Below are 12,284 nucleotides of genomic sequence, written 5' to 3' on the forward strand. Positions count from 1 at the left end.
ATCAGGCGGGGCGAGCGCGTTGAGACGGCCGCTGAGCTGCCGCTCCGGGCGCGGCCCCGAGTGGACCACGCCCCGGTTTCACACCGGTTTCCCGCGGCTGACACACTCCTGAAACCCCGGGTGAGGCTCCGCGGCGGCCCCCATTCGGCGCGAGAGACGCACAGAGGGGCCCAACGGGCCCCTTTTCCTTGTGAAGAACTTCACGAAGTTGCTCCGCGAAACGGGCCGGAAGCTCGGCTTCCGGCCCGTTTTCCACGCTCAGACGTGGTGCGGCAGCGCTCAGGCGAGGGACCAGGCGATGCCGTCGAGGATGTCGTGCTCGCTCACCACGACCTCGTCCGCACCGATCCGCTCCATGATCATCAGCAGTACGAGAGCGCCCGCCCCGATCACGTCCACCCGGCCCGGGTGCATCGGGCCGATGGCCGCGCGCTCGGCGTGCGTCGAGCGGAGCAGCCGCTCGGTGATCTCCTTGACCTGGGCGTAGGAGATCCGGGAGTGGTGGATCTTCGCCGACTCGTACTCCTCCAGGCCCAGCGCGATCGCCGCGATCGTGGTGACCGAGCCCGCGAGGCCGACCAGCGTGTGCGCCGAGCCGATCGGCACCGTCTGCGCGGCCAGGTCGAGGGCGGCGCCGATGTCCGCGCGGATCGCCTCGACCTGCGCCTCGGCGGGCGGGTCGGTGACCGCGCCGTCCCGGACGAGGTGGCGCTCCGTCATGCGCACACAGCCGACGTCCACGGAGCGGGCGGCGGCCACGCCGTCGGCGTCCCCGACCACGAACTCGGTGGAGCCGCCGCCGATGTCGACGACCAGGTACGGCGTGCGCAGGCCGGACTCGGCGAGCTCCTTGGTCGCACCGTCGAAGGAGAACGCGGCCTCCTGGTCGCCGGTGATCACCTCGGGCTCGACGCCCAGGATGTCGACGACGCCGCGCACGAAGTCGTCCCGGTTCTCCGCGTCGCGGGAGGCCGAGGTGGCGACGAAGCGGAGCTGCTCGGCGCCGTGCTCCTCGATGATCGCCGCGTACTCCCGGCAGGCCGCGAAGGTGCGCTCCAGGGCCTCGGGGGCCAGCCGGCCCGTGCGGTCGACGCCCTGGCCGAGCCGGACGATCGTCATCCGCCGGTCCAGGTCGACGAGTTGACCGGTCTTCGGGTCGGCGTCGGCGACGAGCAGGCGGATCGAGTTCGTACCGCAGTCGATGGCGGCGACACGGGTCACTGGGCGGGCTCCTCGGGCGACTCGGCGGTCTCGGCGGTCGTCACGCAGGCGCCCTTGCGCCACCACTCGGGGAGCATCGCGAGGGCCTCGTCGCCGAGCGGGTTGACGCCCGGGCCCGCGGCGAGCGAGTGGGCGACCAGGACGTGCAGGCACTTCACGCGGTCCGGCATGCCGCCGGCGCTCGGGAAGCCGGTCAGCTCCTCGATCTCGTCGCGGCGGCGGATGTAGTCCTCGTGCGCGGCGCGGTAGGCGGCGGCGAGCTCCGGGTCCGTGGCGAGCCTCTCCGTCATCTCCTTCATCACGCCGTTGGCCTCGAGCGTGCCGATCGCGGAGGCGGCCTTCGGGCACGTCAGGTAGTACAGCGTCGGGAAGGGCGTGCCGTCGGGCAGTCGCGGCGCCGTCTCCACCACGTCGGGCTGGCCGCAGGGGCAGCGGTGCGCGATGGCCCGCAGGCCGCGCGGGGGCCGGCCGAGCTGCTGCTTGAAGGCCGCGACGTCCGCGTCGGTCGGCTCGGTGCGCGGGGTGGAGGGCGGGGGCGTTTCCATGCCGGTTGCTCGTGTCTCTCGGTGAGGGTCGAAGAAGGGGGAAGGAGGGGTCAGTCGTCGTTCTCGGCGGCGCGGCGGTCCGCCTTGTCCACGCCGTCGAACAGGTTGCTGTACCAGGCGCGGTCGGCGGCTCCCGGTTCGGTGGGGCGCACCCGGCCGCCGCTCGGGTCGACGACCGTGTACCCGGTCTCGCCGGGCAGGACCATGTGCAGCCGCTCGCGGGCCTGCCGCTCCACGTACGCCGGGTCGCGCCAGCGGGCCTTGGCGTCCTTGAGCTTCTCGGTCTGCTCGCGGGCCTCGGCCAGCTTCTGCTCCTGCTCCGCGATGTCGGCGCGCTGCGCCACCCACTGCCGCATCGGGTACGCGAGCGCCACGATCAGCGAGCAGACGACGAGGGCGAGGAGCGCGGCGCGGCCGGTGAGGCGGGAGCGGCGGGCCTGCCGTTTGGTCTGGGAGCGGTAGACCCGGGCGGCCGTCTGCTCGCCGAGCAACCGGATCCTGGTCGCGGTGGAGAACCGGTCCCGGTCCTTCACGGCCATGTCCCCGCCTCCCGTTCACACGCACGTACGTCCCCGCACACGGTACGGGACCGGGTGCGGGGACGTACGTAACTACCTGGTGACTACGGCTCAGCCCTTGAAGCGCGGGAAGGCGCTGCGGCCGGCGTAGACCGCGGCGTCGTCGAGGATCTCCTCGATGCGCAGCAGCTGGTTGTACTTGGCGACGCGCTCGGAGCGGGCCGGGGCGCCGGTCTTGATCTGGCCGCAGTTGGTGGCGACGGCCAGGTCGGCGATGGTGACGTCCTCGGTCTCGCCGGAGCGGTGGGACATCATGCACTTGAAGCCGTTGCGCTGGGCCAGCTCGACGGCGTCCAGGGTCTCGGTCAGCGAACCGATCTGGTTGACCTTGACGAGCAGGGCGTTGGCCGAGTTCTCCTCGATGCCGCGGGCCAGGCGCTCCGGGTTGGTGACGAACAGGTCGTCGCCGACGAGCTGGACCTTGGAGCCGAGCTTCTCGGTGATGACGTTCCAGCCGGCCCAGTCGTCCTCGAACAGCGGGTCCTCGATGGAGACGAGCGGGTACGCGGAGACGAGCTCCTCGTAGTACTCCGTCATCTCGGCGGCGGAGCGGTCCTTGCCCTCGAAGTTGTACTTGCCGTCCTTGTAGAACTCGGAGGCGGCGACGTCGAGGGCGAGGGCGATCTGCTGGCCGGGAACGTAACCGGCCTCCTTGATGGCCTCGAGGATGAGGTCGAGGGCCTCGCGGTTGGAGCCGAGGTTCGGGGCGAAGCCGCCCTCGTCGCCGAGGCCGGTGGCCAGGCCCTTGCTCTTCAGGACCTTCTTCAGCGTGTGGTAGACCTCGGTGCCCCAGCGCAGCGCCTCGGAGAAGGACTCCGCGCCGATCGGGGCGATCATGAACTCCTGGATGTCCACGTTGGAGTCGGCGTGCGAGCCGCCGTTCAGGATGTTCATCATCGGCACCGGCAGCAGGTGCGCGTTCGGGCCGCCGAGGTAACGGAACAGCGGCAGGTCGCTCGCCTCGGAGGCGGCGTGGGCGACGGCGAGGGAGACGCCCAGGATGGCGTTGGCGCCGAGCGAGCCCTTGTTGTCGGTGGCGTCCAGGTCGAACATGGCCTGGTCGATCAGGCGCTGCTCGGTGGCGTCGTAGCCGACCAGCTCCGGGCCGATCTGCTCGATGACCGCGAGGACGGCCTTCTCGACACCCTTGCCCTGGTAACGGTTCGGGTCACCGTCACGGAGTTCGATGGCCTCGAAGGCACCGGTGGAGGCGCCGGACGGGACGGCGGCACGGCCGGTGCTCCCGTCGTCGAGGCCGACCTCGACCTCGACCGTGGGGTTGCCTCGGGAGTCCAGGATTTCCCGGGCTACGACGACGTCGATGGACGGCACGAGCATCTCCTTCTGGGATGTGACGCAAGCTGTGCTTGCACGAGGGCCGCGCCCTTGCGGCCGACCTTCTTTGCCTTGCGTCTCACGAGCCTAACCGCCCGCTGAGGCTCGGCCACCCGGCCGCCCGCCCGCTGGGACGAAAAGAGGCCCGAAGAATCGCATTGCGGGGCAAAAGAGCAACAACACTACCGAGCGGTACGCGGGTGTGCGCCACCCCGCTCAACAGCGCACGCGGTGGTGCAGGCGGTACGGCACGCGGTACGGGCATGCCCCCGCCCCGGCGCGTACGGGGGAATGCACGCCGGGGCGGGGAGTGTGGGGGGCGCCGCGCGGGCCGCTTACTTCAGGTGCAGCTGCTGGCCCGGGTAGATGAAGTCGGCGTCGTCGACGATGTCCTTGTTCAGGTCGAACAGCTTCGCCCAGCCGCCCTTGACGTCGTGCGCCTCGGCGATGGAGGAGAGGGTGTCGCCCTTCTTCACCTTGTACTCGCCGTCGCCCTTCTTGACCTTCTTGCCGGTCGGGGTCTCGACGGTCTTCTGCGGGGCGCGCTCCTGCGAGCGGGAGGCGGGCTGCTCGGCCTTGCGCTCGGGCTGCGGGGCGGCCTGCTGCTGCGGGGCCTGCTCGGCGGGCTGCGCCGAACCGCCGCCGTCGTAGGCGGCGTTGGAGAGGCCGGTGCCGCAGTTCGGCCAGGCGCCCTTGCCCTGTCCGGCGAGGACCTTCTCGCCGATCTCTATCTGCTGGGCCTTGGTGGCCTGGTCGGCGGTGGCCGCGTACTTGGTGCCGCCGTAGGCGTTCCAGGTGGAGGCCGAGAACTGCAGGCCGCCGTAGTAGCCGTTGCCGGTGTTGATGGACCAGTTGCCGCCGGCCTCGCACTGGGCCACGGCGTCCCACTCGGAGGCGGTGGCGGCGGAGGCGGAGCCCGCGGTGGCCAGCGGGGCGGCGACCGCGGCGCCGGCGACACCGGCGAGCGCGAGGGCGCGGCCGGCCTTCTCGGCCTTGGTCAGACGACGGTGCTTGCCCTTGCCGGAGAACAGCATGGAGTAATCCCCTCACCGACGCCTGCGAGGTGAGCTGTCGGGTTCGGGCCGTGTGAGTTGCCCGGCCGCCTCGTTCCGTACACCCCGAAATCCGGGACATACGCGGCGACTTCACCCCAAGCCGTTCCCTGCACCGCTGCGGGCTCCGCGTGGAGCCTCAACGGCCGGGCCCGGCGCAAACCTTGGGTCCCCCGCTCCTGCCTACGGCGCTTGACGCGACGACTGTTCCCAAGGGCCGCCGGCAGGATTCGGCGTGACGGCCATCGGGGCCCGCCAGTGGCGAGCGGTGACGACCGTAGCCGTGCGCTCGGTGGAAATACCAAGCCGATCAGGGCTGATGAGACTCATCTCTCACCCCGGGCGAAGTGTCTTTATAACGGACATTCAGCAGCGAACTGCCGCCGGATTCCGCCCAGTTTCACCCTGCTCGCACCCACACCGGCCGGCCGCCGGTCAGCCGAGGTCGAGCCGCTGGCCAGGGAGGATGAGGTCCGGGTCGGAGCCGATCGCGTCCTCGTTGGCGGCGTAGAGCGCGGGCCAACCGCCGTCGACGCCACGGGCGTCGGCGATCGCGGAGAGGCTGTCGCCGACGCGGACCGTGTACGCGCCTTCGGCGTCGCCGCGGGAGCCGTCGCCGCGCGAGGCGTGCCGGCCCGAGGAGTTGGAGTCGCGACCCTCCTCCGGGGAGTCCGGGGACTCGGGGGCGGGTTCGCCGCGATGCTTTCCGGAGCCGTTCTGGCCGGAGTTGCCCGTTTCGTCCGCGCTGTCGCCGCTGCCCTTGCCGTCGGATCCGCCGCCCGTCCCGCCGTCCGCCTCGCCGTCCGTTTCGCCCTTTGTGTCGTCTGACGGGGCGTCGGTCGGGGAGTCGGTCGGGGTGTCCGCGGGCTCCTCGACGGAGGTGTCGCCGGGCGGGGTCGGGTCCTCGGCTGAGGGGTCGTCCGACGGGAACTCGGTGGGCTCCTCGCTCGGCTCCTCGCTCGGCTGGTCCGACTGGTCGCCGTCCGCGGGGTCGGTGAGCGGGAAGCCGGCGACCAGGCCGCAGGTGGGCCAGGCCAGCGGCCCGCGCTCGGCGAGCACGTTCTCCGCCACGGCCACCTGCTGGGCACGGCTGGCCAGGTCGGCGCTCGGGGCGTACTTCAGACCGCCGAAGGCCTCCCAGTCCGCCTGGGTCAACTGGAGGCCGCCGTAGTAGCCGTTGCCGGTGTCGGCGTTCCACACGCCGCCGCTCTCGCAGTCGGCGAGGCGGTCCCAGGTGTTGGCGTCGACGGTGGCGTCCGCGGCACTGGCGCCGGTCGCGCCGAGCAGCGGGATGGCGATCGCTGATCCGGTCACTCCGGCCGCGACCACGAGGGCCGGGGCCTGGCGGGGGCGTCGGTGACGACCGTTCCCGGAGAGCATGCGGTTCCCTTTCGCGCGACGACAGGCATGGCGTCTGCAGCCGTGGCGTGTGACAGCCGTGGCGTCCGAGCCGAGGGTGAAACGTAGCGACAGTCGAACGCTTGTCACAACCCGATACAGCGCAGATCACGTGAAAGTCACAGTGCTGACGCCGTGTCAGAAACCTGGTCCGTGCGGGCCCCTGGCGCCCGGGGGATCACTCCGGTGTGAACTCCACGGGCAGCGTGCGCAGTCCGCGCATGATGAGCCCGCCGCGCCACCGCAAATCGGTAGGTTCTGCCGCGAGCCGCAGGTCGGGGAGGCGGCGCAGGAGCGTCGCGATCGCCGACTGGGCCTCCAGGCGGGCGAGCGGTGCGCCCAGGCAGTAGTGGATGCCGTGCCCGTATCCGAGGTGCTGGTTGTCGCGGCGGGCGAGGTCGAGGGTGTCGGGGTCGGTGAAGCGGTCCGGGTCGCGGTCGGCGGCGGCGAGGACGACGAGGACCGGGTCGCCGGCTGCGATGTCCTGGCCGCCGATGCTGAGCGGCTCGGTGGCGAAGCGCCAGGTGGCGAGCTCCACCGGGCCGTCGTACCGGAGGAGTTCCTCGACGCCGGTCTCCAGCAGGTCGGTCTCCCCCGCGGCGAGGGACTTCTGCAGCCGCTCGCGCTGACCGGGGTGGCGGAGCAGCTGGTACGTGCCGTTGCCGATGAGGTTGACCGTGGTCTCGAAACCGGCGAAGAGCAGGATGAACGCCATCGCCGCGGCCTCGTTCTCGGTGAGGTGCTCGCCGTGGTCGCTGGCCTTGATGAGCCCGGAGATCAGGTCGTCGCCGGGGTCGAGGCGCTTGCGGTGGATGAGTTCGGCGAGGTAGCCGCGCATCTTCTTCACGGAGCGGGCGACGCCGCCGCGCGGTCCTCCGCCGTGCCGGATCATCATGCCCGCCCAGTCCCGGAAGTCGTCCTGGTCCTCGCGGGGGACGCCGAGCAGGTCGCAGATCGCGTAGATGGGCAGCGGGAAGGCGAACTCGTGGATGAGGTCGGCTTCGCCCTTCGCGGCGAACCGGTCGATGAGCTGGTCGGTCAACTCCTGCACGCGGGGCGCGAACTGGGCGACGCGGCGCGGTGTGAACGCCTTCGACACGAGCCGCCGGAGCCGGGTGTGGTCCGGCGGGTCGATGTTGAGCAGATGCGTCATCAGCTCGGCCTTGCGCTCGCCCGGAATGCCCGTCTTGCCCTTGGCGTGGGAGGGCTCGTCGTGGTGCTCGGGGTTCTTGCTGAGCCGCTGGTCGGCGAGGGCCTGCCGGGCGTCCGCGTACCGCGTCACGAGCCAGGCCTCGACGCCGCTCGGCAGCCGGGTGCGGTGCACGGGCGCGTGCTCGCGCAGCCAGGCGTACGCGGGGTAGGGGTCGCTGGCGAACTCCCAGGTGAACAGCGGGGGTTGGGGGCCTGCGGCGGCGGCGTTCTCGTACGGGCAGCCGTCCGTCGTGCCGGTCACGCCTGGCCCTCCGCGGCACGGATCGCGTCCCGGTAGGCGCGGGCGGCGGCGCGCAGGGCGGCCTCCGGGTCGGTGCCGGCGGCCTCGGCGCGCACGGCGAGGGCGAGCAGCTCGTACCCGACGCCCTCCCCCGCGGGCAGCGCGACGTCGAGCCCCGCGGTGCGTGTACGGGACGCGAGCTTCGCGGCGAGGGCCAGGCCGGGCTGGCCGAGGGGGACGCCGTCGGTCACGGACGCGCGCTGCTTCTCCTCGGCCTTGGTGCGCAGCCAGTGCGCCTTGACGTCGTCGGGGGTCTCGGCGGTGTCGTCGCCGAAGACGTGCGGGTGGCGGTGGATGAGCTTGCTGACGATGGTGCCGGCGACGTCGTCGACGGAGAACGGCTCGTCCTCGTGCTCCTCCGCGATCCGGGCGTGGAACACGACCTGGAGGAGCACGTCCCCGAGCTCCTCGCGCAGCTCGGTGCGGTCGCCGTCCTCGATGGCCTCGACGAGTTCGTACGCCTCCTCGATGCCGTACTTGGCGAGGCCCCGGTGGGTCTGCTGCGAGGACCACGGGCATTCACGCCTGATCCGGTCCATCACCTGCACGAGGTCGAGGAGGCGCGCGCCGGGCAGGTCGTACGAGCCGGGCAGCAGCTCCAGGTCCGGCATCTGCACCCGGCCCGAGCCGGCGAGCCGGGCGAGGCCGTCGGTCAGGCGCGGCTCGCCCTCGCCGGTGGCGACGACGACCACGGTACGGCCGCCCGCACAGGCGTCCACGAGCTCTTCGGCGGTCGGGGCGGCGGTGTCGACGGTGACGCCCGCGTCGCGGAGGTACGGGAGCTGGGGGTGGTCGGGGTCTGCGCAGAGGACGCTGTCCGCTTGGTGGAGTTCGTTCCAGGCGGGCCAGGAGAGGAGGCCGGGGGCGACTCGGTGGGTGGTCGTCAGGAGGACGAGGCGGCCGGGGCGGGGGTCTTCTGCGTTCACCCCTCGAACCTAACGCGCCGCGTACCCCCAGGGGGCTCCGCCCCCGGCCCCCCGCTCCTCAATCGCCGGAGAGGCTTCCGGGGTGCGTTGTCGGCTTTCCCGCCGTCGTGGTGGCCGGGAATGGGGCGGGACGACGTGCCCCGATAGGGGCGCGGGGAACTGCGCGAGCGACCACGACGGCGGGAAAGCCGAAAGTCGACCGTGAACCGGGGTCGAGGGGCGGCAGCCCCCGCACCGGGGCCCGGGGCGGAGCCCCGGGGTCAGGCCTGCTGCTTCGTGGTGTGGAGCCACGGGGGCTTCGCGTCGACTCGGCGGCTCTTCTGGACGTCCCACTTCCCGTACCGCGGATTGAGGTTGATCTCCAGCTCCTGGGACGCCTTCGAGAGGGCCTTCCAGAAGGCGGCCTGGCCCTGGGCCGTGTTCGGGTCGGCGCCCAGCTTGCTGTACAGCTTCTGGGCCTCGATCTCCGTACGGAGGCTTTCGTCGATGCGGGACGCCGGAATGTTGTACTGCTGCAGCCACCCCGCTTCGAGGGCCTTCGCGCCGCCCGCCTGCTTCTCCAGGTTGCCGCGCAGCCCCTGCACCTCCTTGCGGCTGACGTGCACGCCGGCGTCGGCGGCCGCGCGGTGCAGGACCCGGTCGAGGACCAGGGACTGCAGGGTGTCGCGGGTGAGGCCGCCGGTCTTCTCGACGACCTGCGCGTACTGCCCGGACTTCTCCGTGGCCGACTGCTGCGCCGCCCGCACTTCCTGTACGCGGGACTGGAGTTGGGCGACCGTGATGCGCTCGCCGCCGACGACGGCCGCGGCGCCGGGATGTGCCTCGTCGCCACAGGCGGTCAGGAGCGGGGCCGCGGTGAGGAGCGCGGCGGAGAGGGCGAGCGCGGTGCGACGGCGGCGGTGCAAGAGGGCCTCCCGGCGGCGTGACGGCGAGCTTGTGCTTCGTTGCACAAGGGCCTTGCGTTGATCGATGGTAGGCAGTGGCCGGGGGTTCGGCCACTGGTTCGACCAACGATTCGGCGGGAGTTGAGGGCACGCACCACCCGGCGCGGGCGCCTCACCGGGCGGATCTCAGCCGCGGACCTGCCCCAGCCAGGCCAGCGTTCTGCGGATCTCGCCGGGCAGCGGGTGGCCGGGCCCGTGCACCCGCTCCGCGTCGTACAGGAGGCGGGCCAGGGTGTCGTGGGCGCCGGCGCGGTCGCCGAGGGCGAGCAGCAACTGGCCGATGCGGCGGCGCAGTTCGAGCGCCGTGCCGGGGTCGCCGACGGTGCTCGCCACGTACTGGTTCTCGTAGAACGGCAGCAGCGCGCGGTACTCGGCGAGGGCCGCGGCGGGTTCGCCGAGCTGCTCCAGGCAGTACGCCGCGTCGTACCGGAACTGCAGGGACGCCGGGTCGGCCTGGCCGGCCTCGGCGCTGCGCTCGTCGGCGAGGCGGCGCAGCTCGGGCAGGGCGCGGCGGTACTGGCCGTCGTCCATGAGCGTGGCCGCGTACTGCTTGCGCAGCGTGCGGACGACCGTGGAGCGGGGGCCGTGCTGGGCCTCGGCGGTGGGGAGGATCGCGCCGAGCAGGTCGACGGCCTGGGTGACGCGGCCCTCGCCGAGGAGACGCTTCACGTCGTCGACGGCCTGCGCGATCTGCGACGTGCCCGCGGCGGACGGCGGGGCGGCGGGGCGCGGCGGGACCGGCACGGGCGTGGGCGTGCCTGCGCGGTCCGGCCAGGGGGCGCCGGGGCGCAGGAAGGGGCGGGTCGGGTCGAGCATGCCGGTGGGGGCGCCGCGGGCGGGCAGCAGCGGGGCGAGCGCCTCGAAGACCTCCTGCGCGGAGTCCGGACGCTCCTTGGGCTCCTTGGCGAGCAACCGCGTCACGAGCGCGTCGAGCGGTTCGGGGATCTCGGGGCGCTTGCTGCGGACGGGTATCGGCGCTTCGTAGAGGTGGCTGTGGAGGACGCCGAGGACGGTGGCGCCGTCGAACGGGACGTTCCCGCTGAGGAGTTCGTAGAGCAGGATGCCGAGGGCGTACAGGTCCGTGTACGGGCCGACGGCGCCGCCCATGGCCTGCTCGGGGGCCATGTACGCCGGGCTGCCGATGGGCGAGCCGGTGTGGGTGAGGCGGGTGGTGTCGGTGTCCATGACGGAGGCGACGCCGAGGTCGAGGACGGTGAGGGTGCCGTCCGGTTTCACCATGACGTTCCGCGGCTTGAGGTCGCGGTGCACGATCGGCACGGCGTGCACCGCGCAGAGCACGGCGCACAGTTGGGCGGCGACGGCCACGGCCCACGGCCAGGGGTACGGCTGGTGGCGTGCGATGTGGTCGGCGAGGTCCGTGCCGTCGACATGCTGCATGACGAGGAACAGGTCGTCCCCGTCGCTGCCCGCGTCGTGCACGGTGACGAGGCCGGGGTGGTCGACCTGGGCGGTGACGCGGCATTCGCGTACGAAGCGGCGGCGCAGCTCGTCGGCCTCGGCGCCGGCGACGCGGTCGGGGCGGAGGAGTTTCACGGCGACGCGGCGGTCGAGGCGCTGGTCGTAGGCCGTCCAGACCTGGCCCATGCCGCCCTGGCCGATCTGCTGGGAGAGTTCGTACCGACCGGAGACGAGGCGTCCGCTCACCGGCGCCCGCCGTCCCCGTCACCGGGAGCACGACCGGGTGGGGTGCCGTCCTGACGGGTTCCGTCCTGACGGGTTCCGTCCTGGCGCAACAGGCTGCTCAGCTCGTCGAGTTCGGCGCGGACCTGGTCGATGCGGGCGGGCGCCGGGCGCTGCGGGTGGGGCTGTGCCTGCGGCTGGGGCTGCGGCTGGTGAGCCGGGGCCGGCATGCTGCTCGGGCGGGTCTGCTGCTGGGCGGGGCCGGGCCGGGGCGGGTATCCGTACGCGGCGTTGGGGCCCTGGGCGAGCGGGCCCTGCGCGTGCGGGGGCTGGTGGGGGACGAACGGGGCGGCGTACGACGGCTGGGCGGCGAAGTGGCGGATCTCCGCGAACAGGTAGTACGCGATCGCGGCGATCGCTCCGCCGAAGAGACCGAGCAGGCCGAGGTTCTCCTGGACGGTGTCGAGGTCGTCGGTCGGCTCGCTGCCGATCAGCATCAGGGAGGCGAACGTGACGAACGCCGAGACCGCGAACAGCCACCAGTCCCGCGCCGCCCGCGTCACGATCGCGAGCCGCAGCAGCGGCGCCCAGGAGAGCAGCCCGCAGGAGAGCAGCGCGAGCGCCACGAAGAGCACGCGCAGCCCGGCGAGTTGCGCGGACGAAGGGCGCTGGGGCGGCGGTGCATAGCCGTGGCCGTGCATGGGGGCGGCTCCTGGAAACCGAACGGGCGTGTGCGGGGTGCAGGGTCGAGAGTAGCTCCCGCGACGGACAACCGACCCGGACTTCCCCCCGGCCCCCTCACCCCGGGGCCCGCCCCGGACCCCGGTGCGGGGGCTGCCGCCCCTCGGCCCCGCTTCCCGGCCGTCGTTCGTCTGCGGCGCCGTCGTGGTTGCTCGCGCAGTTCCCCGCGCCCCTGGGTTGGGGCTCCGCCCTCAACCCCCGGCCGTCGTTCGGCTGACCCGCCGTCGCGGTTGCTCGCGCAGTTCCCCGCGCCCCTGTCGGGGCACGGAATCCCGCCCCTCCCCCACCCCGCTGTGGGTGGGGGAGGGAGGGAGGGAGGGGCGTCCCCCACCGTGGCGGGGAAGCCGAGGACGAACCCGGGAAGCCCCTCCGGCGATTGAGGAGCCGGGGGCCGGGGGCGGAGCACCCTGG

General features: G+C 72.7%; 11 protein-coding genes and 1 riboswitch. All 11 genes read right to left on the reverse strand.

All coding sequences use genetic code 11. From position 1 onward, the window contains the following. Positions 1-279: 279 nt before the first annotated feature. Positions 280-1,221, reverse strand: a complete 942-nt coding sequence (locus ACIDOF_RS26195; protein ID WP_409008549.1) for an exopolyphosphatase — start codon at positions 1,219-1,221, stop codon at positions 280-282. Next, positions 1,218-1,766 (reverse strand): DUF501 domain-containing protein, encoded by a 549-nt coding sequence (locus ACIDOF_RS26200; protein ID WP_409008550.1) that lies wholly within the window; start codon positions 1,764-1,766, stop codon positions 1,218-1,220. Before ACIDOF_RS26200 ends, ACIDOF_RS26195 begins: the two co-directional genes overlap by 4 nt. 50 nt (positions 1,767-1,816) lie before the next feature. Beyond that, entirely contained in the window at positions 1,817-2,305 is a 489-nt protein-coding gene (locus tag ACIDOF_RS26205; protein ID WP_409008551.1) for an FtsB family cell division protein, read from the reverse strand. Between the two features lie 90 nt (positions 2,306-2,395). Continuing rightward, a complete protein-coding gene (eno, locus tag ACIDOF_RS26210; protein WP_282541484.1) occupies positions 2,396-3,676 on the reverse strand; it encodes a phosphopyruvate hydratase in 1,281 nt (426 codons plus the stop codon). Between the two features lie 338 nt (positions 3,677-4,014). Beyond that, complete coding sequence (locus ACIDOF_RS26215) at positions 4,015-4,713, reverse strand: transglycosylase family protein (RefSeq protein WP_409008552.1); 699 nt, start codon at positions 4,711-4,713, stop codon at positions 4,015-4,017. A gap of 4 nt (positions 4,714-4,717) precedes the next feature. Next, positions 4,718-4,932, reverse strand: a riboswitch (cyclic di-AMP (ydaO/yuaA leader). A 234-nt stretch (positions 4,933-5,166) separates the two neighbouring features. After that, positions 5,167-6,045 carry a transglycosylase family protein gene (locus ACIDOF_RS26220; protein WP_409008553.1) on the reverse strand — a complete coding sequence of 293 codons (879 nt, stop codon included), beginning with the start codon at positions 6,043-6,045 and terminating at the stop codon, positions 5,167-5,169. Between the two features lie 262 nt (positions 6,046-6,307). Next, positions 6,308-7,582 (reverse strand): cytochrome P450 family protein, encoded by a 1,275-nt coding sequence (locus ACIDOF_RS26225; protein ID WP_409008554.1) that lies wholly within the window; start codon positions 7,580-7,582, stop codon positions 6,308-6,310. Beyond that, entirely contained in the window at positions 7,579-8,547 is a 969-nt protein-coding gene (locus tag ACIDOF_RS26230; protein WP_409008555.1) for a nucleoside triphosphate pyrophosphohydrolase, read from the reverse strand. The genes ACIDOF_RS26225 and ACIDOF_RS26230 overlap by 4 nt, the downstream gene beginning before the upstream one ends. A 260-nt stretch (positions 8,548-8,807) precedes the next feature. Continuing rightward, on the reverse strand, positions 8,808-9,452 hold the full coding sequence (locus tag ACIDOF_RS26235; RefSeq protein WP_409008556.1) for a SurA N-terminal domain-containing protein: 645 nt from the start codon (positions 9,450-9,452) through the stop codon (positions 8,808-8,810). Between the two features lie 165 nt (positions 9,453-9,617). Beyond that, positions 9,618-11,156, reverse strand: coding sequence for a protein kinase domain-containing protein (locus ACIDOF_RS26240; protein WP_409008557.1), 1,539 nt, complete (start codon positions 11,154-11,156; stop codon positions 9,618-9,620). After that, on the reverse strand, positions 11,153-11,833 hold the full coding sequence (locus ACIDOF_RS26245; protein ID WP_409008558.1) for a hypothetical protein: 681 nt from the start codon (positions 11,831-11,833) through the stop codon (positions 11,153-11,155). Before ACIDOF_RS26245 ends, ACIDOF_RS26240 begins: the two co-directional genes overlap by 4 nt. Positions 11,834-12,284 lie beyond the last annotated feature (451 nt).

This window comes from Streptomyces sp. Da 82-17 (assembly GCF_046098215.1).
Taxonomy (GTDB): domain Bacteria; phylum Actinomycetota; class Actinomycetes; order Streptomycetales; family Streptomycetaceae; genus Streptomyces.